Source organism: Quisquiliibacterium transsilvanicum (assembly GCF_014202215.1).
Classification (GTDB): domain Bacteria; phylum Pseudomonadota; class Gammaproteobacteria; order Burkholderiales; family Burkholderiaceae_E; genus Quisquiliibacterium; species Quisquiliibacterium transsilvanicum.
Map to the genome: position 1 here is coordinate 18,333 of NZ_JACHGB010000009.1, position 26,736 is coordinate 45,068.

The window sequence follows — 26,736 nt, forward strand, 5'->3', positions numbered from 1 at the left end:
ATTTTATCGGAAGCGCACCGCCGGTCAGCGATCGGCCCCGCCCGCGCCGGGGATTCCCGGCAGGGCGATGCCCTGGGGCGTGCCGGGAACGCTGGCGGCCGCCTCGGGCGCGGACGCGGCCGGCGCATCGAAGCCCTGGGCCGGCGGGATCACCGGGACGATTCCTGGGATCGCGCCGGGCCTCGCCGGCGGCGTGTAGCCCGGCCGGGGCGCGGTGATCGCCGGGACCGACCCGCCGCCCGAGGCGCCCAGCGGCCGGGCGATCCGGGGCGCCGATCCGGATGGCGGGGTGAATCCGGGGTGGAGCCCGCCCGGGCGCGCCGGGCCGTTGCTGAGCAGGGACAGCGACGAGCGCTCCGGCGCGGCCAGTTCCACCTGGCGGCCGTTCTCGCCGATCAGCACGGTGTGCCCATTGACCGCGAGCAGGGTCTGCGTGGGCGTGACCGCCTCGCCGACCGCGAACGCCCTCGGGGGCTGGCCGTCCACCGAGAGGATCGCGCTGCCGCGGCTTTCCGCGGAGAGGACGCCCAGCACCGAGATGTTCGACGGCGCTGCCGCTACCGCACCCTGCGGCCCGGCGGCCGTGCCGAATAGATGCGCTGCGAGCCGCAGCTCGGGCAGCGCCTGGACGCCGCCCGCGGAGGCTGCCGGGGCGATCGGGGCTGCCGGCGCGAGCAGCTGCAGCATCCACCAGGCGGCGATCGCGCACAGCACGGCGACGCCGGCCAGCGTGCCGAGCCAGGCCGGCCAGCCGAGTGAGGAGAGGGGCGGGAAAGGACGTGTGCGCATGCTGAGCCTGGTTGGGGCGGGCGGCCGCGCGCGCCTTGCGCCGCGGGGCCGGGGGCCCGGGACCCCGCTGGTATGATAGCCGCGACTCTTTACAGCACGTTTCCGGAGACGACGAATGGCCCCGACGAACCGACCCCAGCCTTCAGCCGCGAAGCGCATGCGCGGCTTCACGCTGATCGAGGTCATGGTCGTGATCGTGATCCTCGGCGTGCTCGCCGCGCTGGTGGTCCCGCGGGTCATGAACCGGCCGGACGAGGCCCGCGCGGTCGCGGCCCGGCAGGACATTGCAGCGGTGATGCAGGCGCTGAAACTGTACCGGCTCGACAACCAGCGCTATCCCACCACTGAACAGGGCCTGCAGGCGCTGGTCTCGCGCCCGTCCGCCGGTCCCGAGGCGGCGAACTGGAAGTCCTACCTCGACAAACTCCCCATGGATCCCTGGGGCAAGCCCTATCAGTACCTGAACCCTGGCGTGCGCGGCGAAATCGACGTCTTCAGCTTCGGCGCCGACGGCCAGCCTGGCGGCGAGGGCGCCGACGGGGACGTCGGCTCGTGGAGCCTCTGAGCCTGCGCCGTCCGCGGCCGCGCCAGCGCGGCTTCACCCTGATCGAGCTCCTGGTGGCGCTGGTCATCGCCGGAATCGCGCTGTCCATGGTCGCGATCAACGGGCTGCCTGGCGCGCAGCGCGGGCTGCGCTTCGAGGCGGAGCGGCTGGCGCAGCTCCTTTCGCTGGCCCGGGAAGAGGCCCAGGTGCGCGGCCAGCCGCTGCGGCTGCAGGCCGACGAATCCGGCTACCGTTTCCTGGTCCTGCGCGAGCGGCGCTGGCAGCCACTGGCGGACGACACGGATCTGCGCGCGCGCGCCTGGGACCAGCCCACGAGCCTCTCGGTGCAGCGCCCGGATGGGCGCGCCGAGGTCGAGTTCGGCCGCGATTCGGTCGACGTTCCGTTCACTCTCAGGCTCGCGCGCGACGATGCGAGCGTGCTCATCTCCGCCAATGGCCTCGGTTACTTCGAAGTCCGCCCCTGAGTCCGCTCAGTCCGATGCGCGACGCGCGCCCGCGGCGCGCCGGTCGGCGGGCTTCACGCTGGTCGAGGTGCTGGTCGCGCTGACCATCGTCTCGGTGGCGCTGATGGCTTCGCTGCGGGCGATCGGCTCGCTCGCCCAGGGCACCGCCGATCTCAGGGCGCGCACGCTTGCGCAGTGGAGCGCGGAGAACCGGCTGTCCCGGATGCGCGTGCAGGCCGAATGGCCCGCCGTCGGCAGCTCGCGCTTCGACTGCAGCCAGGCAGGCGTGGCGCTGGAGTGCCGCGAGAACGTGTTCGCCACGCCGAACGCGTCGTTCCGCCGCGTCGAGGTCTCGGTGCACGACCCGGCCAGCGGGCACCGCCACGCGCGGCTGGTCGGCTTCGCGACCAACCTGCCGTGATGCGCAGCGCAGCCGGCGGGCGCCCGCCTGCGGTTCGCACCGTGACGCCCCGGAGCACCGTCCGGCATGCGCGCGGCTTCACGCTGATCGAGCTGCTGATCGCGGTGACGCTGATGGCCGTGCTCGCCGTGCTCGGCTGGCGCGGGCTCGACTCGGTGCTCAGGGGGCGAGAGCACATCACCGAGAGCTCGGATGGGCTCAGGGCCTTGTCGGTGACCTTCACCCAGCTGGAGGACGACCTGCGGCGATCCTGGCCGACTCGGCTGCTGAACCCGGGCGTTCCCGCCATCGGCTTCGTCGTGGAGCAAGAGGGCGCGCCGCCCGCGATGCACCTGCTGCGCGAGCTGCCCCCGGAAAGCGGCCAGGCCCAGTTGCAGCGCGTGGTGTGGCGCCTGCGGGGCGGCGTCCTGGAGCGCGGCTTCGGCGGGTTCGCGATGGCGCGGCCCGACGCGATGGTTCCCCAGCCCCCCATGACCTGGCAGCCGCTGATCGGCGGCGTCGCCGCGCTTCACGTCCGCGGCTGGGTCGCAGGACGCGGCTGGCTGCCTTCTGCGGCGCTGGTCCAGGCCGGCGGCCTGCCGCCCGCGCAACTCGAGATCACCGGGATCGAGATGCTGGTCGAGCGCGACAACGGCGAGCGCGTGCTGCGCGTCTTTCCGGTGAGGGACTGAGCATGCGCCCCCCGCGCAGGGAAGGAACCGACCGCATGCGTGGCGCCGCCGGGCAGCGGGGCGTCGCGGTCGTCACTGCGCTGCTGGTGGTGATGCTTGCCACCACTGTCGTCGCAGGGCTCTTCGTGCGCGAGAGCGTGACGGTGCGATCGGTGGAGAACCGCCTTGCGCTGTCGCAGACGCGCTGGGTCGAGCGGGCTGCGCTGGACTGGGCCAAGGTAATCCTGCGCGCGGATGCGCGCGGCGGCGTGGTCGATCATCTCGGCGAGCCGTGGGCGGTGCCGGTTGCAGAGACGCAGCTCGACGAGACGGTGACCGGCGGCGCGAAGATCGGCGGCAAGTCGCGGCCAGCGATGCTCGCGGGGCAGATTTTCGATGCGCAGGCGCGCTTCAATCTGGCGGCGATGGTGCAGGGCGGCCGGGTCTCGGATGTGCACCTGGCTGCGTTCCGCCGGCTGCTGTCGGTGCTGGGGCAGCCCGAGAGCCTCGCGGACATGGTGCTGTCACGTCTGCTGCGTAGCATTCCGCGCACCTTGGAAGGCAACACCGTCCCCCCCGAAGAGCTCGCCCTGCTGCGTCTCGATGACCTGCGCACCGTCCCCGGTTTCGACGCCGCGGTGATCGAGGCGCTGCGCCCGTTCGTCGTCGTTCTGCCCGAACCGACGCTCGTCAACGTGAACACCGCGCCTGCCGAAGTGCTGGCAGCGCTGGTGCCGTCGCTCGAGCTCGGCGGCGCGCGGCGCTTCGTTGCGCGGCGCGAGCGCACCTACTTCAGGACCCTCGAGGAGGCGGCCCTCCAGATCGATGGCCAGCCGGTCCTGCCCGCAAACCTGCTGTCCGTCGGCTCGCGGTTTTTCATCGTGCGCGGGATGGTACGCTTCGATCGCGTCGAAACCACCAGCGAAACTCTGATCGCGCGTAGTTCCGATCGCGTCGACATCCTATGGCAGCAACGATACTGAAGCGTTCCGCGGTGGTCTGGGTTCCGCCCCGCTCGATCGGCGAGCGGGCGCTGGCGTCCGAGTCCTCGCTGGTCCTCGCGTTGCCGGGCAGCGAGGGCGGAACGACCCGCAGCAGCCTCGAGGCGATGCCCGGACTCCGGTCCGCGGTGCTGCTGTTCGACGCGCGCGACGTCACGCTGCTTCCCGTCACGCTGCCGCCGCTCTCCGGGGTGCGCCTGGCGCGCGCGATTCCCAACGTCGTCGAGGACTCCCTGCTGCAGGACGCACAGGCCTGCGCATTTGCGCTGGGCCCGCGGCTCGCGGACGGGCGCCGTCTGCTCGCGGTCATCGATCGCGGCTGGCTGGAGTTCGTCGTCGGCGCCTTCGAGCGGCGCGGCGTGCGCGTAACCGCGGCCTGGCCGACGCAGCTCACGCTGCCGCTGCGCGAGGCGCGCTGGTCGGTGGCGCAGGTTCATGGCGGGCTCGCGGTGCGCACCGGCCAGAACGACGGTTACGGCTGGACGGCCTCCGAGAACGCGGAGCTCGGCGCCGACGCGCTCTGCGCCGCGATCGACGCTGTCGCGCATGCCGGCGTCCGGCCCGCGGGCGTCGACGTCTTCGCCGATGCACCCGGCTGGCAGGAGGCGGCGGCGCAGGCCGCTGCGCGTCTCGGCTTGCCGGTGGACTGCAGTCCGCTGCCCCTGCCCGAACCCGCCCCGGTGGACCTGCTCTCGGCGCGCCAGGGCAATGCCGGCAGTCGCTGGCTTGCCGGCGTCGACTGGCGCGCCTGGCGGCTGCCCGCTGCGCTGGCGGCGGCCTGCGTGCTGGTCTTCCTGGCCGGGCTGAACCTGCACTGGGCGAGCCTGTCGCGCGAGCGCACCGACCTGCGCGTGCAGATGGAGCGGACGTTCCGCGAGGCCTTTCCGTCCGCCCAGGTGGTGGTGGATCCATTGCTGCAGATGCAGCGCCAGGTGAGCGAGCTGCGGCTGACGACCGGGCAGAGCGGGCCGGACGACTTCCTGCCGCTGGTCACCCGGTTCTCCGAGGCCCTGGGGCCGCGGGCGGTCGATGCGGTCGCGTCTCTGGAGTATCGGGATGGTCGCCTGCAGGTGCGGCTGCGCGAGGGCTTCCTCGCAGGCCCGTCGGCGGAGCAGGGCCTGCGCGCCGCCTGCCGGCAGCGCGGCCTGAAGCTCGAGCTCGACCCCCGGCAGCCGTCCACCGTTATCGTGGGGCCGCTCACGTGATCGAGGCCGCAATCCAGTACTGGCGTGGGCTCGCGCTACGCGAGCGCCGGCTGGTGTCGCTGGCGGGCGTGGTGCTCGCCCTGGGCGTCGTGTATCTCGGCTTCTTTGAGCCGGCCTGGCAGGGGCGCAACAAGCTGCGCGCCGAGCTTCCCGCGCTGCGCACTCAGCTCTCCCAGGTCGCTGCGCTGGCCGGGGAAGCGCGGCAGCTGGGCGCGATGGCGCCGGTGGCCGGTTCGGTCGATGCCCTGAAGCGTTCCATCGAGCAGTCGGTGCAGGCCGCCGGGATGGGCTCCGGCCTTGCAGCGCTGGAGGTCTCCGACGGGCTGTTCGACCTGCGCTTCAAGGACGTTCCGCACGCCGGCTGGCTCGAATGGCTGGACACCACGGTGCGCGAGACCCGCCTGCGCGTGGCGACCGTCTCCATCACCCGCGAGGCGAGTCCCGGGGTGGTGTCGGTGCGGCTGGTGCTCGAGGCACCGTCGCGGGAGGGCCGCTGAGTGGCCGGCGGGATGCGGCGGCGCGGTCTCGGCCGCTGGCTGGCGCTGGCCCTGGCCGCGCTGCTGCCGGCGCTGCTGGTGGCGGCTATCTATGCGCCAGCCTCCTGGGCCGACCGTGCCCTCGATCGCGCCAGCCTCGGGCGGGTGCGCCTGGCCGACGCCGAGGGGACGATCTGGCGCGGGCAGGGCAGGCTGGTCGTCGCCGATCCCTCGGCCATGGGCGCAGACGGCCCGGTGGTCGACGGTTTTGCGCTGCCGGGCACGGTGGACTGGACGCTCTCGGTGCTGCCGCTGATGCTGGGCATCATCGACGCGAACCTGTCGCTCGGTTCGATGCCCGAGCCGGTGAGCATCGGCGGGCATCCGGCCGAGGTGCGCATCGGCGCGGGAAGCCTCGACCTTCCGTCAGTCGATCTGTCGAGGCTGGGATCCCCCTGGAATACAATCCGGCCATCCGCGGCGCTGTCGCTGCGTTGGGATTCCCTCACGATCCGGCAGGGGGTGCTCGACGGGCGCGTCAGCGTGGAGCTGCGCGATGCAGCCTCCGCGATGACCCCGGTGCGGCCCCTTGGCAGCTATCGCATCGACGTCACCGGCACCGGTCAGGACGTGTCCCTCGCCCTGCGCACGCTCTCGGGGCCGCTTAAGCTGGAGGGCAGCGGACAATGGGCGCGACGCGCCGGCCTGAATTTCACCGCCTCGGCCAGCGCCGAGGGCGCCGAGAAATCCCGTTTGCAGTCGCTGCTCGCCCTGATCGGCCGGCGCGAGGGTGACCGGACGATCATCAGGATTGGGGGATGATGTTGCGCATGCTGCGCGTTTTTGCCGCGGCCCGTGGGCCGCTCGAGGGGCGCATGCGTGCCTTCCTGCTGCTCGCGGCCGTCTGCCCGGCCCTGCTGGCCGGCCCGCCTTCGGCGCATGCGCAGTCCAGGCCCGGCAAGGTGCGCGCCGAGGCGCAGCCGCCCGAGCGCTCTTCCTCCGATCGAATCACGCTCAACTTCAGGGATGCGGAGATCGACGCGGTGGTCGGCGCCTTTGGCCACCTGCTGAACCGCTCCTTCCTGATCGACCCGCGGGTGCGCGGCAAGATCACGCTGGAGACGCCAGTGCCGGTGACCCGGCAGAAGGCCTATGAGCTGCTGCAGGCCTCGCTGCGCGTGCAGGGCTTCGCGGTGGTGGAGAGCGGCCAGATTTCCCGGGTGGTGCCGGAGGCGGACGCCAAGCTGCAGTCGGGTCCGGTGTCGGTGGGCAGCGGCGCAGATCGCGGCGGCGATCAGGTGATGACGCAGATCTTCCGCCTGAATTACGAATCGGCGAGCAATTTGGTGCCGGTGCTTCGCCCCCTGATCACCGCCAACAACACCATCACCGCCTATCCGAGCAACAACTCGCTGGTGGTCACCGACTACGCGGCCAACCTGCAGCGGCTCGGCCGGATCATCGCCACGCTGGACACGCCGTCGACCAGCGACGTCGAGGTGATGCCGGTGCGTCATGCGCTCGCGAGTGACATCGCGGTCGCGGTGACGCGGATGCTCGACGACACCAGCCGCGCAGCGCAGGGCGCCCAGGTCGACCCCGGCCAGCGCGTGACCGTCATGGCCGATCCGCGGATCAACGCGGTGATGATCCGCACTCCCAGCCGCGCGAAGATGAACCTGGCCAAGAGCCTGGTGGTGCGCCTGGACCAGCCGAGCGAGCAGCCCGGCAACATCCATGTCGTCTACCTGCGCAACGCCGAGGCGGCGCGCCTGGCCGAGGTGCTGCGCGGCGTTCTTTCCGGCGACGGCGGGACCGGCGGCGCAGGCGGCGGCGCAGGCATGGGCGCCGCGGCAGGCACCATGGGGTCGGGCTTCTCGGCCCTCGGCGCCAGCGGTACCGGCGCCGGCGCGGGCGCGGGCGCTTCGCTCGGCGCGTCGACGGGCATGGGCGCTACGCCCAACACCGCGCAGGCGCTCGGTGCGACGCAGGGCGGCGCCCAGCAGCAGGGCGGCGGCAGCTTCCAGGCCGGCGGGGCGATCATCGCCGCCGATCCGTCGACCAACTCCCTGATCATCACCGCGCCCGCGCCGGTCTTTCGCAACCTGCGCGCAGTGATCGAGCAGCTCGATGCCCGGCGCGCACAGGTCTTCATCGAGTCGCTGATCGTCGAGGTCACTGCCGAGAAGGCGGCCGAGCTCGGCGTGCAGTGGCAGTTCCTCAACGGCCTGGACGGCCGCAGCGGATCCAGCGTGATCGGCGGAACCAACCTCGGCGCGCGCAACGGCGGCTCCAACATCCTCGACCTGGCGGTCAACCCGCTGTCGGCCGGCCAGGGCCTGAACCTCGGCGTGGTCAAAGGCGCGATCACGGTCGGCGGCGAGACCATCTTCAACCTCGGACTGCTGGCCCGCGCGCTCGAGTCGCGCGCCAACGCCAACATCCTCGCCACGCCCAACCTCCTCACGCTGGACAACGAGGAGGCGCGCATCATCATCGGCCAGAACGTGCCCTTCCTCACTGGGCAGTTCACTGCCACCGGCACCGGCGGCGCCTCGGTCAACCCCTTCCAGACGATCGAGCGGCGCGACGTCGGCACCACGCTGCGGGTCCGTCCGCAGATCTCCGAGTCCGGCAGCGTGCGCATGCAGATCTTCCAGGAGACCTCGAACGTCGCCAGCCAGACTGCGCAGGGCCTGATCACCAACCGGCGGGCGATCGAATCGAACGTCCTGGTGGACGACGGCCAGATCGTGGTGCTGGGCGGCCTGATCGAGGAACGGGTCGAGGGCGGCGAATCGAAAGTGCCCGGGCTGGGCGACATCCCGGTGATGGGCCAGCTGTTCCGCTACGACAACCGCAAGCGGGTCAAGACCAACCTGCTGGTGTTCCTGCGCCCGGTGGTGCTGCGTGACGCCGCGGCGGCCCGCGGCGTGACCGCCGACCGCTACGATTACATGCAGCAGATGCGCGGCGATTCGCGCCTGCCGAAGCACTGGGCCCTGCCGGATTTCCAGCCGACCGAGCTCGCCCCGATGCCGTCCTTGCCGGGCAAGGCGGGGCAGGTGCCCGGCGTGCGCGAGCCCGCCAGCCTGGTGCCCGAGGTCGACGCCTCGGTCGCGCAGCGTCCGGCGCCGATCGAGGAGTCGCGTCCCGCGGTGATCCGCGGTGCGCCCAACGAGGTGTTCGTCCCGCTGCGCGCGCCCGGCGCGGGCGGCAACTGAGCGCCGCGGCGATGTCCACGCTGTCCCCGGCGCGCTACGTTCCGTACGCTTTCGCACGCACCCATCAGGTGCTCGTCGCAGCGGCCTCGGGCGACGAGCTCGAAGTCTGGATCGGCGCCACGACACCGGTGCAGGCGCTCGCCGAGCTGTCGCGCACGCTGCCCTACCGGCTGGTGACCGTGCGCAAGCCGGACGCCGAGGTGGCCGCTGCGATCTCCCGCGCCTACTCGCAGCAGGAGGGCTCGGCCGCCTCGGTGGTCGATGAGGTTGAGAGCGATCTCGACCTGTCTCGGCTGCTGCAGGACCTGCCGCGCATCGAGGACCTGCTCGAGACCGAGGACGACGCGCCGATCATCCGCATGATCAACGCGCTGCTCACGCAGGCCAGCCGCGACGGCGCCTCGGACATCCACATCGAGCCTTTCGAGAGCCATTCGCTGGTGCGCTTCCGGGTCGACGGCACGCTGCGCGACGTGGTGCGTCCGCGCCGTGAGCTGCACGCGGCGCTGGTCTCTCGCATCAAGATCCTGGCCCAGCTCGATATCGCCGAGAAGCGCCTGCCGCAGGACGGCCGCATTGCGCTGCGCATCGGCGGACGGCCGATCGACGTGCGGGTCTCCACGCTGCCCACCGGTCACGGCGAACGCGCGGTGCTGCGCCTGCTCGACAAGGAGGCCGGCCGCCTGGACCTTGCCAAGCTGGGCATGAGCCAGTCGACCCTGGCCGCCTTCGACCGGCTGGTGCACCAGCCGCACGGCATCGTGCTGGTGACCGGTCCCACCGGCTCGGGCAAGACCACCACGCTGTACGCGTCGCTGTCTCGGCTGGACTCGAGCACCACGAACATCCTCACCGTGGAAGACCCGATCGAGTACGACCTCGACGGCATCGGCCAGACCCAGGTGAACGCGCGCATCGACATGAGCTTCGCGAAGGCGCTGCGCTCGATCCTGCGCCAGGATCCGGACGTGATCATGATCGGCGAGATCCGCGACCTCGAGACCGCTCAGATCGCGGTGCAGGCCTCGCTCACCGGTCACCTGGTGCTGGCCACGCTGCACACCAACGACGCGGCTTCCGCGGTGACCCGCCTGATCGACATGGGCGTCGAGCCCTTCCTGCTGTCGTCGAGCCTGCTCGGCGTGGCGGCCCAGCGCCTGGTGCGCAAGCTGTGCACGCAGTGCCGCGAACCCGATCCGCTCACCAGCGGCTGGCGGGCGGTGGGCTGCGTCGCCTGCAACCGCAGCGGCTTCGCGGGCCGCACCGGCGTCTACGAGCTGCTCACCGTCGACGACGCCTTGCGCGGGCTGATCCATCGCGGCGCGGCCGAGTCGGAGGTTCGCGCTTCGGCGCTCGCCAACGGGATGATCTCGATGCGCGAGGACGGCCGCCGCTGGGTCGAAGCCGGCGTCACCTCGCTCGATGAAGTCATCCGCGTGACGCGGGACTGAGGCGGGACCGGGTTCCGCCGGCCGTCGCGCTTCGCCAACGCATCCGACCGCACCGCTCATGTCCGCCTATCGCTTCGAGGCTTCCACCGTCGACGGACGCATCGAGAAGGGCGTGCTCGACGCCGACTCGCCGCGGCAGGCGCGCACGCTGCTGCGCGAGCGCGGGCTGGTGCCGATCGAGGTCCTGCCCGCGGGGGCGGCGGGCGGCATGCGCCAGGCCCTCGGCGGGCGGATCCGCACCGCCGAGCTGACGCTGGTCACGCGCCAGCTGTCCAGCCTGCTGTCGGCGCGGCTGCCGCTGGAACAGGCGCTCGGCGCGGTGATCGAACAGGCCGAGCGGCCCGCGGTGCGCGACCGCCTCGCCGCAGTGCGCAGCGAAGTGGTGTCCGGGCAGACTTTTGCGCAGGCGCTGTCGCGCTTTCCGCGCGATTTCCCCGACGTGTACCGGGCGCTGGTGGCGGCGGGCGAGCAGTCCGGCGACCTCGCGCTGGTGATGGACCGGCTGGCGGATTACGTCGAGGCGCGCACCGCGCTGTCGCAGCGGATCACGCTCGCGTTCACCTATCCGGCGATCGTCACGCTGGTGGCCATCGGCGTGATCACCGCGCTGCTCGCCTACGTGGTTCCGCAGGTGGTGGGCGTGTTCGCGCAGAGCCGGCAGGAGCTTCCGATGCTGACCAAGGCGCTGATCGCGGCCTCGGATTTCGTGCGCAACTGGGGGTGGTGGATGCTGGCGGCGCTGGTCGCCGCGGGCTTCGCCTTCCGGGCTGCGCTGCGCTCGCCCAGCTTCAGGCTGACCTGGCACGAGCGCCTGCTCGAGCTGCCGCTGTTCGGGCGGCTGATCCGCGGCATCAACACCGCGCGCTTCGCGTCGACGCTGGGCATTCTCGCGGCCAGCGGCGTGCCGCTGATCCGCGCGCTGGAGGCGGGCGCGCAAACGCTGGGCAACGACGCGCTGCGCGCCAACGTGGCCGACGCGATCTCCCGGGTGCGCGAAGGCGCGCCGCTGTCGCGGGCGCTTGCCGCCGGCGGGCAGTTCCCGCCGATGATGGTGCACATGATCGCCAGCGGGGAGTCCACCGGCAACCTCGCGGAGATGCTGCAGCGAACCGCCGCCACGCTCTCCTCCGAGACCGAGCGCCGCGCGATCGCGATGACCAGCATCCTGGAGCCGATGCTGATCCTGCTGATGGGCGGCGTGGTGCTGCTGATCGTGCTTGCGGTGCTGCTGCCGATCATCGAGATCAACCAGCTGGTGCGCTAGCGCAAAGCGCGAGAGGGTTCAGTCGATTGAGGCGCGGCGGCGGCCGCAAGTCGCGAGGCTCGTACGGGATCAGAAGCCCGCTAGTATTGGCGGGCATTGCCGAACACGAACAGAGCTCGAAGCGCATGTCCCTGCAGCGCTGTTGCCCCGTTCATCACCGCATATCGAGGTTCGTGCCTCGTCAGGAACAAGCATGTGGATCCTCAAGATGCGCCGGCTGGCCCGCAAGGCCGGTCGCGAAGCGCTCATCCTCTTCTTCGCGGTGCGTCATCCCGACACGCCGCTGCCCCTGAAGATCGCCGCCGGTGCCGCGCTCGCCTACCTGCTGAGCCCGGTCGACCTGATCCCGGACGTGCCGCTGGTGGGCTTCGTCGACGACCTGCTCGTGCTGTCGGTCGGGGTGCCGATGCTGGTGGGCCGCCTGCCGCCCAGCGTGGTGGCCGAGGCCGGCGCTCGCGCCGACAAGGTGCTGACCGCGCTGGGCTTCCAGAAGGCGGGGGCTGCCGGCAGCGCGGGCCGGCAGCGCGATGCCGAGGTCGAGGTGGAAATCGGCGAGCCGGTGCGCAGGTCGAGCAGGTCGGCTGCCGGCAGCGGTGCGGCCCGGCCGCGCGCCGCAAGGCGTCCGGCGGCAGGCGGGGTCAACGATGCCAAGGTCGTCTCCGAGGCGAGACGGCCGGCGCGCAAGCGAGGCGGTGGTAGCGCTGCGGATTGACACCACGGATTGACGACACGGGTCGGCGCCGCTGACATGCGCTGCCGACAGGCGCCGCGTTCAGGCGCACCCTGCTGCAGCGTGCAGCGTGCAGCGTGCAGCGTGCAGCGTGCAGCGTGCAGCGTGCAGCATGCAGCGTGCAGCATGCAGCGGGTTAAGGCGCCGCCCGCGCTCAGGGCGCCGGATTCGGCATCCGCGTGTGCACTTCCTCGATCGCGGCCATCGCCTCCGCCGGCAGCCGGGTGCCGCATCCGTCGATGCACTGGCGCAGCTGGTCCAGCGTGGTGGCGCCGATGATGGTGCTCGCCACGAAGGGCCGGCTGGCCACGAAGCCGAGCGCGAGCTGCGTCAGGGTCAGGCCGAAGCGTGAGGCGATCTCCGCGTAGGCATCCACCGCCGCCGGGATGGCCGGCTTCGCATAGCGCGGCCAGGCGTCGCCGAACAGCGTCAGCCGCCCGCCTGCGGGCCGGGCGCCGTTGCGGTACTTGCCGGTGAGCGCTCCGAAGGCCAGCGGGCTGTAGGCGAGCAGGCCCACGCGATCCCGGAAACAGGTCTCGTGCAATCCGTGCTCGAATTCGCGCGACATCAGGTTGTAGACGTTCTGGATCGACGCGATGCGGGGCAGTCCGAAGCGGTCGGCCAGCCGTGTCGCTTCGCAGACGCCCCAGGCAGTTTCGTTGGACAGGCCGACATGGCGCACCTTGCCTTCGCGCACCAGCTGCGCCATCGCCTCCAGCTGCTCGCGCAGCGTGACCGCCTCGCGCTCGAGCGCCTCGTCGAAACGGTTTGCGCCGAACTGCGGCACGTTCCGCGCCGGCCAGTGGATCTGGTACAGGTCGATGTAGTCGGTGCCCAGGCGCTTCAGGCTGGCCTCGCAGGCGAGGACGATGTCGCGCTTGTCCAGCGGCAGCCCCTCCTCGCGTGCGCCGGTGCGGATGCCCTGCATGCCGCGCCCCGGCCCGCCCACCTTGCTCGCGATGACGATCCTGTCGCGCGGCTTGCCGCGCAGCCATGAACCGACGATGCGTTCGGTGGCGCCGGCGCTGTCCGGGGTGACCGGGATCGGGTAGACCTCGGCAGTGTCGATGAAGTCGATGCCGCGCTCGAACGCATAGTTGAGCTGCAGGTGACCGTCGCGCTCGGTGTTCTGGCCGCCGAAGGTCATCGTCCCCAGGCAGATCCGCGGCACTTCGAGGTCGCTGGCGCCGAGCCGGATGCGTTCGATCATTGGGTGCTTCCTCAGAGAGCGTTCGATGGTGGGCAGCAGGCATTCTACGGAGGGCCGGGCGGCCTCGCCGGGCGGAGCGTTCCGTTGCCGGCGCGCGCGCCTCAGGGCGGGGACTTCAAAGCCGCAGCGCTTCCGCGTACCCGGTCAGCTCGAGGTAGCCGCGTCCCACTTCGCGCCCGTCCTCGAGCACCCGCATCGCGCCTTCCCAGTAGATGGTGCCGGTGCTGGCGCGGGTGTCCAGCTCCTGGTCGTCGAACAGCGGGACCAGTCGAAGCCGGCGCGCGCCGACCCTCAGCAGCATCTCCACCGGATAGGTTGCGCCGCTGCGCGCCGAGCGCCACAGGCGCAGCGGTTCGAACTCCGGCGCCGGGGCGGGCGCCGCGCTCCGAATCCAGCGCGCATGCGACCAGAGCACGCTGCCATCCTTGCGGCGGATCCGGAAAGCCATCAGCGCGCTGCCGTCGTGCAGGTTGAGGCCCACCCAGTCCCAGCCCGCGGCGGAGGCGTCGAGCAGCTCGCTCGACCACTCGTGATCCAGCCAGGCCTTGCCGCGCACCGGCTGGGTATCGCCGTCGGCCGCGGCGCCGAGCCGCGCGCTGCCCCGGACGTCCAGCTGCGGGCGGCTGTAGTAGCGGCTCGCCTGTTCGGGCCGCGGACCCTTGCGCGAGTAGCCGGCGTCGCCCTGCGGGAAGGGCGGCGCGTCGGGGCGGAACTCCAGGTCGAGCCGGAACCCGTCGGCGGGGATGGTCGCGAGGTAGCGGTCATTCGGTGTGCGGCGCAGCGACCAGTCGCCGATCGAGAGGTCGGTGTCATCCACCGAGAAGCGCGCCAGCCCGAAGCCCTCGCGTGCCGCGCGCTGCGCATGCCGCAGCTGCGTCCGCCCCTCGAGCGCCACCGCCGCGTGCGCCAGCAGCAGCTGCTTCGGCGCGAAGAGGCTGGGGTTGGCGTCGTCATGCCGGGTGCGCGACCGGAAGAAGGTGATCTGCACGCCGACCGCTCGGCCGTCTGCGTCGAGCCAGCCGGTCAGGTACCACCATTCGGTGCGCCAGGCGGGATGGGCGCCGAAGTCCTGCGGAAAGGCGAGCGCGCCGCCCGGGAGCACCGGCGGGTAGCGAACCGGCGCCGACCCGGCGGCGGCTGGGGCCCGCGCCGACAGCAGCCCCGCGGCCAGAGTCCGGAGCAGCCAGCGCCGCCTCATCTCACCAGTCCTCCCGCACCGCACGCACCGGCCCCGTTCCGGTCGCCGAGCGGCTGGCCAGCACCGCGGCGATCACGCCGAAGGCCAGCAGCGCGGCGGCACTGACCCCGAGCAGCGGAAGCGGCCAGGCGAGGTCCATCGTCCAGTGGAAGGACTGCGGGTTGACCCGGTGGACCAGCACCATTGCGATCAGCGTGCCCACCGCCGCGCCCCAGGCCAGGCCGGCCAGGATCAGCAGCGTCGACTCCAGCGCGAAGGTGCGAGTGACGCCGCCGCGCGTCAGGCCCAGGTGCCTGAGCATGCCGAACTCGCGGGCCCGCGCGATCGCCTCGCCGGCGTAGGTGGCCGCCACGCCGAACAGTCCCACCACGATGGCGATCGCCTCCAGCGCATAGGTGACGGCGAAGCTGCGGTCGAAGATCCGCAGCGAGATCGCGCGCAGTTCGGCCGCGCTGCGAAACTCCACCGCCGCCAGCTCGGGCACGCGTTCACGCAGGGCGTCGAGCACCCGCTGCGCGTCGGCCGGCGGTTGCAGCCGGATCGAGACCTCGTTGACGCCGCCGTCGCCGGTGATACGCAGGTAGTCGGCCGCATCGATCGCGATCGCTCCGTGCTGGCGCGCATAGTCGCGCCAGACGCTGGCGACGAAGAAGCGCTGCGAAGCTGGACCGATGGGCAGCGTCACCAGCCGCCCGGGTGCGAAGCCGTACAGGTCCACCATCGCCTCGCTGACGTGGATGGCGACGGCGCCTGGCGGCGCCCGCAGCAGCGCGCCGGTCAGCGGCAGCCGGCGCGCCTCCTCGCCCGCCAGCGGACGCGACACCAGCATAGCCGCCGGCCGGGCCGGGTCGAGCACGATCTCCACCGCGCGCTGCAGCTCGACGGCGGCCACGCCCGGGAGCGACTCCAGGCGCTCCCGGGCACCCTCGGGCAGGTGGCCCGGGGCACTGGCGACGCCGGCCCGGCCGTAGAGATCCGCGGGCAGCACCGTGTCGAGCCAGCGCTCCACCGAGCCCCGGAAGCTGTGCACCATGATCGCCATCGCCGTGGCCAGCGCCACACTGGCCACCACGCCAGCCAGCGCTGCCGATGCGCTGTTCGGCACGCCGCGGATGCGCTGCACCGCGAGCCACAGCGCCGGCCGTCGCCAGGCCAGTCCAGGCATCGCTGCGAGCAGCCATCCCAGCGCGCGCGTGAGCAGCGGGACGAAGACGATGCCGGCGAACAGCCAGGCGGCGATCGCGGCGTAGGCGGCCAGCGGCAGGCCGGCGACTGGCGGCAGCGCCACCAGGACGGCGCCCGCCAGCGCCAGCGCGGCGCTCCAGCCTGCCGCATTGCGCCGGTCGAGCACGGCCTCGCCGCCGCCCTTCAGCGCCCGCGCCGGCACGAGCCTGCGCAACGCGCGGGCCGGCACCGCGCTGCCCGCGAGGCCTGTGCCGATGCCCAGCGCGGCGAACAGCGCCAGCGCCGCGGGATCCAGTGCGAGGGCCGGGCGCACGCCCTGGAAGTAGCCGCCGCCTAGGTCGCCGCCGGTCAGCGCCAGCATGGCCGCCGCGATGCCGATGCCGCCGGCCAGGCCCAGGCCCGCGCCGAGTGCGCCCAGCACCGCACCCTGGCCCAGCACCAGCGTGGAAAGGAAGGAGCGCGGCGCGCCGAGCACGCCCAGCAGCGACAGTTCCTGCTGCTGGCGCATCACGCCGAGCGAGACGGTGGAGTAGACGATGAAGCCGCCGGTGAACAGCGCGACCAGCGCCAGCACGTTCAGGTTCACCCGGTAGGCGCGCGACAGGTTCGACATCCGCTGGCGCGAGGCATCGGGCCCGCTCCAGCTCGCCCCCGGCGGCAGGCTGGCGCCGACCGCCTCCTGCAGTCCCGACAGCGTTGCGCCGGGCACCAGGCGCAGGTCGATCCGCGAGATCCGGCCCAGCCAGCCGAAGCGCCACTGCGCCGAGCCGAGGTCGGTCACCGCGATCGCCTGTCCGGGCGCCGCACCCGGCACGGTTCCGGCCACCCGCCATCGTGATGTCTCGAGCCCGCTGCGCAGCAGCAGGCGTGCGCCGGGCCGCAGGTCCAGCGCCTTCAGCGCGGACTCGGAGAGGAAGATTGCGTCGTCCCCGAACAGCGTCGCGGGCCCGGCTTCGACGGCATCCTGGTCGACCCGGGGCAGCAGTCCGGGCGTCACTTCCGCGGCGCGCAGCGGATCGATCGCCACCACCTTCAGGCGCTGCGGCGCCGCTTCCGGGCGACCCTCCACGGTGGCGGCGAGATCCAGTTCGATCGCCGGGCTGCCCGCCTGCACCAGGGGCTCTCGCGCCAGCAGCGGCCAGGCCGATTCGTCGAAGCCGTTGCCCGAGGTCGCCTCGAGCCGCGCCTGGGCGTCGCCGTTGACCACCGCGATCGCCGCACCGAACTCCTGGAGCGCCGACCGGTTGACCAGGTGGATCGCCAGGCCGAGCGCCACGCCGATGGCGATCGCCACCACCGCAGTCAGCGCGCGCCCCGGTGAGGCCCGCCACTGGCCCACCCAGATCCAGCGCATCAGGCTGGTCATCGCGGCTCAGCAGGCCCGCAGGCCCGACGCGCCCAGCCTGAAGCGGAGATCCGCGATCAAGGCTGCCTGCTCGGAGTGCGTCACCATCAGCAGCGCCGTGCCGTGGCCGCGTACCTGCTCGGCCAGCATCTCGAGCGCCGTCGCCGCCGTGCCGGGGTCCAGGTTGCCAGTGGGCTCGTCGGCCAGCAGCAGCCGCGGCCGGTGCGCCAGCGCGCGTGCCAGCGCCACCCGCTGCTGTTCCCCGCCCGAGAGCTCGCGCGGCAGGCTTCGCTCGCGCCCGGCCAGCCCCACGCGCGCCAGCAGCTCCGCGGCGCGCGCGAGCGACTCGTCCTCGGGGGCGCCGGCCAGCAGCATCGCCACCGCGACGTTGCGCAGCGCGTCCAGGTGCGGAATCAGGTGGAAGGCCTGGAAGACGAAGCCCAGCGAGGCGCGCCGGAAGCGCGCGGCGTCATCGGGGTCGAGCCGGTGCACCGCGATGCCGCCGACGTGGATCTCGCCGGCGTCCACCGGCTCGAGGCCGGCGATCAGGTTGAGCAGCGTCGACTTGCCCGAGCCGGACTCGCCGAGCAGCGCCACGATGGCACCAGCGGGAATCTGCATCGAGAGACCGCGCAGCACCCAGCGCTCGCCGAAGCGCTTGCCCACGCCCTCGATGCGCACGAGCGGCGCGGCCTGGCCGGGAGCGGAGGGTGCAGCGTCGGGATGGGTCATCGGGGGTCGAGACTATGATAACGGCTCGCGCGGGACCCAGCCCGCGCGCGACGCAAGGAGAGCGCAGTGCGGATCGTTCGCTGGACCGGTTGGGCGCTGGTGGCGCTGCTGTCGATCGCGGCAGGGCTGCTGATCGCCTGGCGCTTTGCCGGGATGCCGCAGACCAGGGGCGAGCTCGAGCTCGGCGGTCCGGGCGCGGCCTTCACCGTGGTGCGCGACGTCCATGGCATCCCCCACGTCTTCGCGGCCGCCGAAAACGACGCCTACTTCGCGCTCGGCCTGCTGCACGCCCAGGATCGGCTCTGGCAGCTGGAGATGAATCGGCGCATCGTCGGCGGCACGCTGGCCGAGGTGCTGGGCCCCGGGGCGCTGGACACCGACCGCTTCCTGCGCACCCTGGGCGTCCGCCGCAATGCCGAGCGGATCGTCGAGAACCTCGACTTCGCCACCCGGAGCTCCTTGCAGGCCTATGCCGACGGCGTCAACGCGGGCATCGGTCTGACCGGGCGCGCGACCTGGAAGCTGCCGCCCGAGTTCCTGTTGCTCGGCGTGCGCCCCGGCAAGTGGACCCCGGCGGACAGCATCGGCTGGTCGACGATGATGGCCTGGGATCTTTCCGGCAACCACGCCACCGAGCTGCTGCGCTTCGCGCTGTCGGGCCGCCTGGACGCGCAGCGCCTTGGCGAGCTCTTCGAGACCGACCCGCCAGCGCAGCTGCCGGACCTCGCGCGCCTCTACGAAGGGCTGGACCGTGGCGACGTCGCCGCGCTGATGCAGGCGATTCCGCCGGGCAACATCGACGGCATCGGCTCCAACAACTGGGTGGTCGACGGCAGGCATACGGTGTCCGGCAAGCCGCTGCTGGCCAACGATCCGCACCTCGGCCTGAACTCGCCCGCGCTGTGGTACTTCGCCCATCTGTCGGCACCGGGGCTGGATGCCATCGGTGCCACGCTGCCGGGCCTGCCCACGGTGGTGCTGGGGCGCAACCAGCGCATCGCCTGGGGCTTCACCAACACCGCTCCGGACACCCAGGACCTCTATCTGGAGCGCATCGACCCCGCCGATCCAGGGCGCTACCAGACCCCCGAGGGCTGGGCAGCGTTCGAGCGCCGCACCGAGGTGATTCGGGTGAAGGGCGCGCCGGACGTGACGCTGCAGGTGCGCGACACGCGCCACGGCCCGGTCATCTCCGATGTCCACGCGCAGCTCGGCCGGACGATGCAGGCGCGCAAGCTGGACGCCCGCTACGTGCTGGCCCTGCGCTGGGCCGCGCTGACTCCGGACGACGGCACGATGCGGGCCAGCTTCGATCTGCATCGCGCGCAGGACTGGCCGCAGTTCACCGAGGCGTTGCGCGGCTTCGCTGCCCCGCAGCAGAACATGGTCTACGCCGACGTCGACGGCAACGTGGGCTTCATCGCCCCCGGCCGGGTGCCGGTGCGCAAGGCCGGGAACGCGTTGCGGGGTCTCGCGCCGGCGCCCGGCTGGGATGCGCGCTACGACTGGGACGGCTTCATCCCCTTCGAGCAGCTGCCGCGCAGCTGGCGGCCCGCCTCGGGGGCGGTGGTCACCGCCAACCAGAACATCCTCGGGCAGGACTACCCGTACTTCATCAGCGCCGAGTGGACGCTTCCCTACCGGCATGACCGCATCGTCGAGCTGCTCGGCGAGAAGCAGCGCCACGATCCCGCATCTTTCCAGTCGATGCAGGCCGACGTGCTGTCGAGGCCGATGGCGGAGCTGCTGCCGATGCTGCGCAAGGCGACGCCCGCCACGCCGGCCGGCCGCGCCGCGCTGGAGCGGGTTGCACAGTGGGACGCGCGAATGGTGGCCGACGCCCCCGAGCCGCTGATCGTCACTGCCTGGATCGATCGGCTGCGCCGCCTGGTTTTCGAGGACGAGGTGGGCGAGGAACTGTTCCCGCTGGTCGAGCGGCAGCGGGTGCGGACCCGCGCGCTGGTCAGGGCGCTGGCCGGCGAGGGCATGGCGCGCTGGTGCGACGACATCCGCACGCAGCCGGTCGAGGACTGCCGCCAGCTGGTCGACCGCGCGCTGGACGAGTCGGTGGCAGACCTGCAGTCCCGCTACGGCGAGGACATCGCCGCCTGGCAATGGGGCAGCGCGCACCAGGCTGTGTCGGAGCATCGTCCCTTCAGCCGCCAGGCCCTGCTGGCGAAGTTCTTCGAGATCCGCGTGCCTTCGCCTGGCGACGTGAACACGGTGAACGTGGGGCGCAACAATCCCTGGGATCCGGCCGAGCCCTTCGCCAACCGCTGGGCCGCCAGCCTGCGCGCGATCTACGACCTGGCCGACATGGACAATTCGCGCTTCATCCACTCGACGGGGCAGAGCGGCCACGTGCTGTCCTCGCACTACCGCGACCTGTCCGAGCGCTGGGCGCGCGTCGAGTACCTGCCGATGGTGACCGACAGGGCGCGGATCGAGAAGGAGGCATACCGGACGCTTGAGGTGCGGCCGGCGCGTTGACTCAGGCTCAGTCGACGATCACCAGCGGCTCGCCCATCTCCAGTTCGCCGATCACCGCCGCCGCCGCAAACCCGTCGCGCCGGAAGATCTCCAGCACCTCGTCCACGCTGGCCGGGTCGCAGGCCACCAGCAGCCCGCCGCTGGTCTGAGGGTCGGTGAGCAGCGCCTGTTCCACCGCGCCGATGCCGCTGCCCAGGCGCACGTCCGCGCCGTAGCCGGCCCAGTTCCGGCCGGAGGCTCCGGTGACGAAGCCGTCGGCGGCGAGGCGGGCGACGCCGTCGATCAGCGGCACCTGCTGCATCGAGATGCGCATCTGCAGGCGCGAGCCGCGCGAGATCTCGAGCGCGTGGCCCAGCAGCCCGAAGCCGGTGACGTCGGTCAGCGCGTGCACGCCTTCCAGCGTCGACAGCGAGCGGCCGGAGACGTTCAGGCGGGTGGTGTTGTCGATCATCGCAGCGTAGCCCTCGGGGGACAGCGCTTCCTTCTTCAGCGCGGCCGACAGCACCCCCACGCCAAGGGGTTTGCCGAGGATCAGCTTGTCGCCGGCGCGGGCGCCGGCATTGCGCTTGAGGTTCTTCGGGTGCACCACGCCGAGCACGACGAGGCCGTAGATCGGCTCGACCGAGTCGATGGTGTGGCCGCCGGCGATCGGGATGCCGGCGGCGGCGCACACCGACTCGCCGCCTTCGATGATGGCGCGGATGGTCTCCACCGGCAGGCGGTCGATCGGCATCGCGACCAGCGCCAGCGCCATGATCGGCGTGCCGCCCATCGCGTAGACGTCGGAGATCGCGTTGGTGGCTGCGATGCGGCCGAAGTCGTACGGATCGTCGACGATCGGCATGAAGAAATCGGTGGTGGCGACGATCGCCTGCTCGTCGTTGAGCTGGTAGACCGCAGCGTCATCGGCCGTCTCGATGCCCACCAGCAGCTGGGGCGGCACCGGGAAGCGGCTGCTGCTCTTGAGGATTTCGGCCAGCACGCCAGGGGCGATCTTGCAGCCGCAGCCGCCGCCATGCGAGAAGGAGGTGAGGCGGATGGGGGCGGGGGATTCGGGGGCGTTCATGGGCGTTCCGTGTTGCGTCGAGCGGTGCTGCCGGCCGGGGCGGGCGCGGTGTCGGATGACACGAGATTATGCGCCAGCCGCCTGACCGCTGCCCTCTCCGCGGCCGGGTCGAACAGCGGCGCGCGCAGCGCGCACTGGGCGCGCAGATGCTGGAGGAAGGCCGGCTCGCGCTGGCAGCGTGCGATCAGCGCCGCGAGCCCGGCATCGTCGCCGGCCTCGAACCAGCCATCGTAGCCTGCGCCCAGCATGCCCACCGATCCCGGGATCCGCGACCCCAGCACCGGGATCCCGGCGGTCACCGCCTCGATCAGCACGTTGGCACCGCCTTCCATCAGGGAGGGCAGCAGCAGCACCCGGCCGCGCCGGATCATCTGGCGGGTACGGGCATGCGAAAGGGGGCCGAGCAGGCGCACCCGGGGATCCTCGGCGGCCGCGCGCCGGAAGGCCTCGCCGGTCTGCGGGTCGCGGTCGCTGCCGGCGTGCAGCAGGCGCAGCCGGTCGAAGGGCGGTTCGTCCGTGCGCAGCCGTTGCAGCGCCCGCAGCGCGGTCAGCGGGTCCTTCTCGGCCCGCAGGTGGCCCACCAGCAGCAGGTCGAAGCTGCGCGCCCGCGGCGTGCCCGGGCTCAGCGTGCGTGCGGACTGGAAGATGGTCTCGGTTCGCGCCCTCAGGTGCTCCGGCAGCTCGTCTGCGCCCCGCTCCTGGAGCACCACCAGCCGCTTCGCCAGCTCCAGCGAGCGGCGCGCCGAGGCGTCGTCGCGGATGTCGCGGTAGAGGTCGGTGCCGGTGAGCACCACCGCCACCGGCCCGCCCGCGGCGGCGAATCGCTCGATCGCCTCGGCGGAGCGGCGCGCATGCAGCGCGATCATCGCGTCCGCCGGGCGGCCATCCCATTGCCTGGCCACCTCCACGTCGAAGCCGGCGCGCAGGAAGCCGGACCAGCGCCAGGCGGTCTGCCAGTTGCCGTTGCGGTCGGCGGCGATGGCGGGGGAGATGATGAGGATGCGAGGGCGCACCGGGGCTGTCTGTCGTGTCTGCCTGGATCGTTGTACGCGCCGACGGGGCCGCGCGCCGTCGGGTCAGGGAGAATCGCTGGCGATCCTGATGAATGTCAATGACGCCGGGGGCCGGTGAAGTTGACAATTCGCAAGTTTTTCCATCCGGACCGATCCCACATGAACGATTTCCTCTTCGATCACCTCACCGCGGCCGGCATGCGCCTGCTCAGGCTGCGCGACCATGCCCTGCTGCCGGTGGTTCAGGGCGGCATGGGGGTCGGCGTGTCGGCGCACCGCCTCGCGTCCGCAGTGGCGCGGGCCGGGGCGCTGGGCACCGTGGCGTCGGTCGACCTGCGTCATCATCATGAGGATCTGATGGAGCAGAGCAGGCGGGTGCGCGACCGGGAGTCCCTTGACCGGCTCAACCTGATCGCGCTGGACCGCGAGGTCCGGATGGCGAAGGAGCAGTCCGGCGGCCGCGGCGCCATCGCCGTCAACGTGATGAAGGCGGTCGACGAGCACCCCGCGCTGGTCCGCCAGGCCTGCGAGTCCGGGGCAGACGCCATCGTGATGGGGGCGGGGCTGCCGCTGGATCTGCCCGAGATGACCGCCAACTTCCCGAAGGTGGCGCTGATCCCCATCCTGTCGGATGCGCGCGGCGTGGCCCTGGTGCTGCGCAAGTGGATGCGCAAGAAGCGCCTGCCGGACGCGATCGTCATCGAGCATCCCCGCTACGCCGGTGGCCACCTGGGCGCCACCCGGATCGAGGAGCTGGAGGACGGCCGCTTCGATTTCGAGCCGGTGGCTGAAGGCGTCGCCGCGCAGATGCGCGAGATGGGCATCGAGTCCGAGCGCGTTCCGCTGATTGCCGCGGGCGGCATCAACAGTCATGAACGGGTGCGGCAGCTGCTGGCCTGCGGGTATTCGGGCGTGCAGCTCGGCACTGCCTTCGCGGTCACCGAGGAGGGCGACGCGCACCCCAACTTCAAGCGGGTGCTGGCGGGCGCCGGACCCCAGGACGTCGTCGAGTTCGTCAGCGTCGCCGGCCTGCCGGCGCGCGCTGTGCGCACGCCCTGGCTGGACCGCTACCTGAAGCGCGAGGAATTTCTCAAGAGCAAGGCCTCGTCGCACCAGAACAAGTGCGCGGTGGGCCTGCAGTGCCTCACCGTGTGCGGGCTGCGCGACGGGCTGGCCAAGTTCGGCCAGTTCTGCATCGACAGCCAGCTCGCGGCCGCCATGAAAGGCGAAGTGTCGCGAGGGCTGTTCTTCCGCGGCGCCTCGTCGATTCCATTCGGCAGCGCGATCCGCCCGGCGCGCGAGCTCATCGAGTACCTGCTGAGCGGGCGCATGCCTGCCGCGCTGACGGCCGGGCTGGCCCCGGTCGCCCGGCGCGAGCTGGCGGAAGCCGTCTGAACGGGGACCCGGGCGCTGTTGGCCGGGGTGTTGCCGGCCCGGTGGCCGATCGGCCCGGCAGCTGACCGGCCCGGCAACTGACGGCCCTGGCCGTGGCGCTCGTGCGCCCCGGCAGCCTTACTCCACCCCGCCCGGGGCGCCGCCCATCACGCGGCTGAAGCCGCCGTCGACGTAGGTGATCTCGGCGGTAACGCCCGCGGCGAGGTCCGACAGCAGGAAGGCCGCGACGTTGCCGACGTCCTCGATGGTGACGTTGCGGCGCAGCGGCGCGTTCGTCTCGACGATCGACAGGATCTTCGAGAAGCCCTTGATGCCGCTGGCCGCCAGCGTGCGCAGCGGCCCGGCCGAGATGCCGTTGACCCGGATGCCGCGCGGGCCCAGGGCTTCGGCCAGGTAGCGCACGCTTGCCTCGAGGCTGGCCTTGGCCAGGCCCATCGTGTTGTAGCTGGGCACCATGCGCACTGCGCCCAGGTAGGACAGCGTGAGCAGCGCGCTGCGGCGTCCTTCCATCATCGGCAGCGCCGCCTTGGCCAGCGCCGGGAAGCTGTAGGCCGAGATCTCCTGGGCGGTGCGGAAGCCGTCCCTGCTCAGGCCGTCGAGGAAATTGCCGGAGATCGCCTCGCGTGGCGCGAAGGCGATGGCGTGCACCAGACCGTCAAGACCGTCCCACTGCTCGCGCAGGCCCGAGAAGAGCGCTTCGATCTGGCCGTCGTCGCCGACGTCGCAGGGAAAGATCAGCGACGACCCGAACTCGGCCGCCATTTCGCTCACGCGCTCGCGGAAGCGATCGTTCTGGTAGGTGAACGCGAGTTCCGCGCCCTGTTCCCGGCAGCTCCTGGCGATGCCGTAGGCGATGGATCGGTTCGACAGCAGTCCGGTGACCAGAATGCGCTTGCCGGCGAGAAAGCCCATCGATGTGCTCCTTGAGATGTCCGATGTCGATTCGGGGCGTATTCTCGCACGCGCACCGGGAGCGGCTGATGCTGCGGCGCTCCGATAGAATCGCCCGCCATGCGCCCTCCGCACGCACAGCCGCTCCGCCCGGTCATGGTCTTCGCCATGCCGGCGCCGCTCGCGCTGCTGCTGGCGCTGCTGCTCGCGCTCCTGCTGCCCCTTGCGCCCGCACGGGCCGCCCACGCCCTGGCCTGGGGCGATACCCCCAAGTACCCGCCCGGCTTCACCCACTTCGACTACGTGAACCCCGAAGCGCCGCGCGGCGGCACGCTGAACCTCAACGGCTTCGGCAGCTTCGACAAGCTCAATCCGTTCACCCTCAAGGGCATGGCGGCAGCCGGCCTGGGCACGCTGATGTTCGAGACTCTGGCTGAGGCCAGCGAGGACGAGCCCTTCTCGATGTACGGCCTGCTCGCCGACGACATGGACTTCGCCGCCGACGGGCTGTCGATCACCTTCCGTCTCCATCCCGCGGCCCGGTTCTCCGACGGCAGCTTGGTGCTCGCCGAGGACGTGCGCCACTCCTTCGAGACCCTGATCGGCCGGCAGGCCCATCCGCGTTTCCGCCAGTATTTCGCCGACGTGGCGCGCGTTCGGGTGCTCGACGAGCGCCGGGTGCGCTTCGAGTTCGCGCGCCGCAACCACGAGCTGCACATGATCCTGGGCCTGCAGCTGCCGGTGTTCTCGCGCAACTGGGGCGCGGGCAAGCCTTTCGACCAGCTGGTGCAGGAGCCGCCGCTGGCCAGCGGCCCCTACCTCATCGACAAGGCCGACTGGGGCCGCTCGATCACCTACCGGCGCAACCCCGGCTACTGGGGCGAGGGGCTGGCGGTGCGCCGAGGCAGCTTCAACTTCGAGCGTGTCACCTGGAAGTACTTCAAGGACGAGACCGCGCGGCTCGAGGGCTTCAAGGCGGGCGAGTTCGACTGGGTGGCCGAGAACTCCGCGCGCAACTGGGCGCGCGGCCACACCGGGCGCCGCTACGCGTCCGGGGAGATCGTGAAGCGCGAGTTCCCGCACTCCAATGCCGCGGGAATGCAGGGCTTCGCGCTGAACACGCGGCGCGCGCTGTTCGCCGACGTGCGGGTGCGCCGCGCGCTCGCGCTGGCGATGGACTTCGAGTGGATGAACCGGCAGATCTTCTACGGTCAGTACGTGCGCAGCCCCAGTTACTTCACCAACAGCGAGATGCAGGCGGACGGGATGCCGGGGCCGGACGAGCTGGCGGTGCTCGAGGCGCTGCGCGACAGGCTCTCGCCCGAGGTGTTCGGCGCGGCGCCAGTGCCGCCGGTGACGACCCCGCCGTCCAGCCTGCGCGAAAACCTTCGCCAGGCGCTGGGGCTGCTGGCCGAGGCCGGCTGGAAGGTGGCCGACGACGGCCGGCTGCGCAACGCGGCCGGCGCGCCGTTCGAGTTCGAGATCCTCTCGTACTCGCGCGCGCTGGAGCGGGTGGCGGTGCCCTGGGCGCGCAACCTGGAGAAGCTCGGCATCGCCGCGCGGCTGCGCACCACCGACCCCGCGCTCTACCAGAAGCGCGCCGACGAGTTCGACTTCGACGTGATGGTCGGTCTGCTGCCGGCCAGCCAGACGCCTGGCAACGAGCTGGTCGAGCGCTTCACCAGCGCCGCAGCGAAGGAGCGCGGCTCCGACAACGTCACCGGGGTGAGCGACCCCGCGGTGGACGCGCTGGTGCAACGCCTGCTTGCCAGCCGCAGCCGCGCGGAGCTGGTTGCGGTGGCACGCGCGCTCGACCGGGTGCTGCGCCACGGCTGGTACATGGTGCCGCACTTCCACGCGCCGACCCATCGCGTCGCCTACCGCAAGCACCTGGCCCATCCGGAGCGCCTGCCGCGCTACTACGGCGCCGAGAGCTGGCTGCTCAAGACCTGGTGGGTGCGCCCCGGCGCGTCGGCCAACGGCCACTGAAGA

General features: G+C 71.9%; 23 protein-coding genes. 15 read left to right on the top strand and 8 right to left on the bottom strand.

Annotation, left to right across the window (positions count from 1 at the left end; all coding sequences use genetic code 11):
- Positions 1-24 precede the first annotated feature (24 nt).
- Positions 25-789 carry a type II secretion system protein N gene (locus HNQ70_RS19150; protein WP_183970691.1) on the bottom strand — a complete coding sequence of 255 codons (765 nt, stop codon included), beginning with the start codon at positions 787-789 and terminating at the stop codon, positions 25-27.
- Positions 790-904: 115 nt separating this feature from the next.
- Here HNQ70_RS19150 and gspG point away from each other — a divergent pair, with 115 nt between their 5' ends.
- The 12 genes from gspG (at position 905) to HNQ70_RS19210 (ending at position 12,201) form a co-directional block, all read left to right on the top strand.
- Complete coding sequence (gspG, locus tag HNQ70_RS19155) at positions 905-1,354, top strand: type II secretion system major pseudopilin GspG (RefSeq protein ID WP_183970692.1); 450 nt, start codon at positions 905-907, stop codon at positions 1,352-1,354.
- Positions 1,342-1,818, top strand: a complete 477-nt coding sequence (gene gspH, locus HNQ70_RS19160; protein WP_343060838.1) for a type II secretion system minor pseudopilin GspH — start codon at positions 1,342-1,344, stop codon at positions 1,816-1,818. Before gspG ends, gspH begins: the two co-directional genes overlap by 13 nt.
- Positions 1,787-2,218 carry a type II secretion system minor pseudopilin GspI gene (gene gspI, locus HNQ70_RS19165; RefSeq protein WP_183970693.1) on the top strand — a complete coding sequence of 144 codons (432 nt, stop codon included), beginning with the start codon at positions 1,787-1,789 and terminating at the stop codon, positions 2,216-2,218. Before gspH ends, gspI begins: the two co-directional genes overlap by 32 nt.
- A 41-nt stretch (positions 2,219-2,259) precedes the next feature.
- Entirely contained in the window at positions 2,260-2,889 is a 630-nt protein-coding gene (locus HNQ70_RS19170; RefSeq protein WP_183970694.1) for a prepilin-type N-terminal cleavage/methylation domain-containing protein, read from the top strand.
- Positions 2,890-2,924: 35 nt separating this feature from the next.
- Entirely contained in the window at positions 2,925-3,851 is a 927-nt protein-coding gene (gene gspK, locus HNQ70_RS19175; RefSeq protein WP_183970695.1) for a type II secretion system minor pseudopilin GspK, read from the top strand.
- Positions 3,833-5,074: a type II secretion system protein GspL gene (gene gspL / locus HNQ70_RS19180; protein WP_183970696.1), complete on the top strand. Its 1,242-nt coding sequence runs from the start codon at positions 3,833-3,835 to the stop codon at positions 5,072-5,074. Before gspK ends, gspL begins: the two co-directional genes overlap by 19 nt.
- Positions 5,071-5,571: a type II secretion system protein GspM gene (gene gspM / locus HNQ70_RS19185; protein ID WP_183970697.1), complete on the top strand. Its 501-nt coding sequence runs from the start codon at positions 5,071-5,073 to the stop codon at positions 5,569-5,571. The genes gspL and gspM overlap by 4 nt, the downstream gene beginning before the upstream one ends.
- Complete coding sequence (gene gspN / locus HNQ70_RS19190) at positions 5,572-6,372, top strand: type II secretion system protein N (RefSeq protein WP_183970698.1); 801 nt, start codon at positions 5,572-5,574, stop codon at positions 6,370-6,372.
- Positions 6,369-8,774, top strand: a complete 2,406-nt coding sequence (gene gspD / locus HNQ70_RS19195; RefSeq protein WP_183970699.1) for a type II secretion system secretin GspD — start codon at positions 6,369-6,371, stop codon at positions 8,772-8,774. The genes gspN and gspD overlap by 4 nt, the downstream gene beginning before the upstream one ends.
- An 11-nt stretch (positions 8,775-8,785) precedes the next feature.
- Positions 8,786-10,225, top strand: coding sequence for a type II secretion system ATPase GspE (gspE, locus tag HNQ70_RS19200; protein ID WP_183970700.1), 1,440 nt, complete (start codon positions 8,786-8,788; stop codon positions 10,223-10,225).
- Between the two features lie 58 nt (positions 10,226-10,283).
- Complete coding sequence (gene gspF, locus HNQ70_RS19205) at positions 10,284-11,489, top strand: type II secretion system inner membrane protein GspF (RefSeq protein WP_183970701.1); 1,206 nt, start codon at positions 10,284-10,286, stop codon at positions 11,487-11,489.
- Positions 11,490-11,682: 193 nt separating this feature from the next.
- Complete coding sequence (locus HNQ70_RS19210; RefSeq protein WP_183970702.1) at positions 11,683-12,201, top strand: YkvA family protein; 519 nt, start codon at positions 11,683-11,685, stop codon at positions 12,199-12,201.
- A 172-nt stretch (positions 12,202-12,373) separates the two neighbouring features.
- Here HNQ70_RS19210 and HNQ70_RS19215 read toward each other — a convergent pair whose 3' ends face one another.
- From HNQ70_RS19215 to HNQ70_RS19230, 4 genes are all read right to left on the bottom strand, one after another.
- On the bottom strand, positions 12,374-13,426 hold the full coding sequence (locus HNQ70_RS19215; protein WP_183970760.1) for an aldo/keto reductase: 1,053 nt from the start codon (positions 13,424-13,426) through the stop codon (positions 12,374-12,376).
- A 118-nt stretch (positions 13,427-13,544) separates the two neighbouring features.
- The gene (locus HNQ70_RS19220; protein ID WP_183970703.1) at positions 13,545-14,627 is read right to left on the bottom strand and encodes a lipocalin-like domain-containing protein; all 1,083 of its coding nucleotides are present in this window, start codon (positions 14,625-14,627) and stop codon (positions 13,545-13,547) included.
- Between the two features lies 1 nt (position 14,628).
- A complete protein-coding gene (locus HNQ70_RS19225; RefSeq protein ID WP_183970704.1) occupies positions 14,629-17,178 on the bottom strand; it encodes an FtsX-like permease family protein in 2,550 nt (849 codons plus the stop codon).
- A gap of 6 nt (positions 17,179-17,184) precedes the next feature.
- The gene (locus HNQ70_RS19230) at positions 17,185-17,889 is read right to left on the bottom strand and encodes an ABC transporter ATP-binding protein (RefSeq protein ID WP_183970705.1); all 705 of its coding nucleotides are present in this window, start codon (positions 17,887-17,889) and stop codon (positions 17,185-17,187) included.
- A gap of 66 nt (positions 17,890-17,955) precedes the next feature.
- On the opposite strand from HNQ70_RS19230, the gene HNQ70_RS19235 reads away from it, so the two are divergent.
- Positions 17,956-20,379, top strand: coding sequence for a penicillin acylase family protein (locus tag HNQ70_RS19235; protein WP_343060839.1), 2,424 nt, complete (start codon positions 17,956-17,958; stop codon positions 20,377-20,379).
- A gap of 7 nt (positions 20,380-20,386) precedes the next feature.
- On the opposite strand, the gene selD is transcribed toward HNQ70_RS19235, so the two are convergent.
- Positions 20,387-21,445: a selenide, water dikinase SelD gene (gene selD / locus HNQ70_RS19240; protein ID WP_183970706.1), complete on the bottom strand. Its 1,059-nt coding sequence runs from the start codon at positions 21,443-21,445 to the stop codon at positions 20,387-20,389.
- Complete coding sequence (gene senB, locus HNQ70_RS19245) at positions 21,442-22,458, bottom strand: selenoneine biosynthesis selenosugar synthase SenB (RefSeq protein ID WP_183970707.1); 1,017 nt, start codon at positions 22,456-22,458, stop codon at positions 21,442-21,444. Before senB ends, selD begins: the two co-directional genes overlap by 4 nt.
- Before the next feature lie 159 nt (positions 22,459-22,617).
- On the opposite strand from senB, the gene HNQ70_RS19250 reads away from it, so the two are divergent.
- Complete coding sequence (locus tag HNQ70_RS19250; protein ID WP_425504394.1) at positions 22,618-23,853, top strand: NAD(P)H-dependent flavin oxidoreductase; 1,236 nt, start codon at positions 22,618-22,620, stop codon at positions 23,851-23,853.
- 117 nt (positions 23,854-23,970) lie between these two features.
- Here the strand turns inward: HNQ70_RS19250 and fabI are convergent, their stop codons facing one another.
- The gene (gene fabI, locus HNQ70_RS19255; RefSeq protein ID WP_183970708.1) at positions 23,971-24,765 is read right to left on the bottom strand and encodes an enoyl-ACP reductase FabI; all 795 of its coding nucleotides are present in this window, start codon (positions 24,763-24,765) and stop codon (positions 23,971-23,973) included.
- A 135-nt stretch (positions 24,766-24,900) separates the two neighbouring features.
- Here fabI and HNQ70_RS19260 point away from each other — a divergent pair, with 135 nt between their 5' ends.
- A complete protein-coding gene (locus HNQ70_RS19260) occupies positions 24,901-26,733 on the top strand; it encodes an extracellular solute-binding protein (protein ID WP_221302910.1) in 1,833 nt (610 codons plus the stop codon).
- Positions 26,734-26,736: the final 3 nt, after the last annotated feature.

Bases quoted from the DNA above. Each gene is read 5' to 3' on its own strand.
- fabI (WP_183970708.1), bottom strand. From the start codon at position 24,765: ATGGGCTTTCTCGCCGGCAAGCGCATTCTGGTCACCGGACTGCTGTCG.
- HNQ70_RS19230 (WP_183970705.1), bottom strand. From the start codon at position 17,889: ATGACCCATCCCGACGCTGCACCCTCCGCTCCCGGCCAGGCCGCGCCG.
- HNQ70_RS19220 (WP_183970703.1), bottom strand. From the start codon at position 14,627: ATGAGGCGGCGCTGGCTGCTCCGGACTCTGGCCGCGGGGCTGCTGTCG.
- selD (WP_183970706.1), bottom strand. From the start codon at position 21,445: ATGAACGCCCCCGAATCCCCCGCCCCCATCCGCCTCACCTCCTTCTCG.
- gspL (WP_183970696.1), top strand. From the start codon at position 3,833: ATGGCAGCAACGATACTGAAGCGTTCCGCGGTGGTCTGGGTTCCGCCC.
- gspE (WP_183970700.1), top strand. From the start codon at position 8,786: ATGTCCACGCTGTCCCCGGCGCGCTACGTTCCGTACGCTTTCGCACGC.
- gspI (WP_183970693.1), top strand. From the start codon at position 1,787: ATGGCCTCGGTTACTTCGAAGTCCGCCCCTGAGTCCGCTCAGTCCGAT.
- HNQ70_RS19210 (WP_183970702.1), top strand. From the start codon at position 11,683: ATGTGGATCCTCAAGATGCGCCGGCTGGCCCGCAAGGCCGGTCGCGAA.
- HNQ70_RS19225 (WP_183970704.1), bottom strand. From the start codon at position 17,178: ATGACCAGCCTGATGCGCTGGATCTGGGTGGGCCAGTGGCGGGCCTCA.
- HNQ70_RS19250 (WP_425504394.1), top strand. From the start codon at position 22,618: ATGAACGATTTCCTCTTCGATCACCTCACCGCGGCCGGCATGCGCCTG.
- HNQ70_RS19150 (WP_183970691.1), bottom strand. From the start codon at position 789: ATGCGCACACGTCCTTTCCCGCCCCTCTCCTCACTCGGCTGGCCGGCC.
- gspK (WP_183970695.1), top strand. From the start codon at position 2,925: ATGCGTGGCGCCGCCGGGCAGCGGGGCGTCGCGGTCGTCACTGCGCTG.
- gspF (WP_183970701.1), top strand. From the start codon at position 10,284: ATGTCCGCCTATCGCTTCGAGGCTTCCACCGTCGACGGACGCATCGAG.
- gspG (WP_183970692.1), top strand. From the start codon at position 905: ATGGCCCCGACGAACCGACCCCAGCCTTCAGCCGCGAAGCGCATGCGC.
- HNQ70_RS19260 (WP_221302910.1), top strand. From the start codon at position 24,901: ATGGTCTTCGCCATGCCGGCGCCGCTCGCGCTGCTGCTGGCGCTGCTG.
- gspD (WP_183970699.1), top strand. From the start codon at position 6,369: ATGATGTTGCGCATGCTGCGCGTTTTTGCCGCGGCCCGTGGGCCGCTC.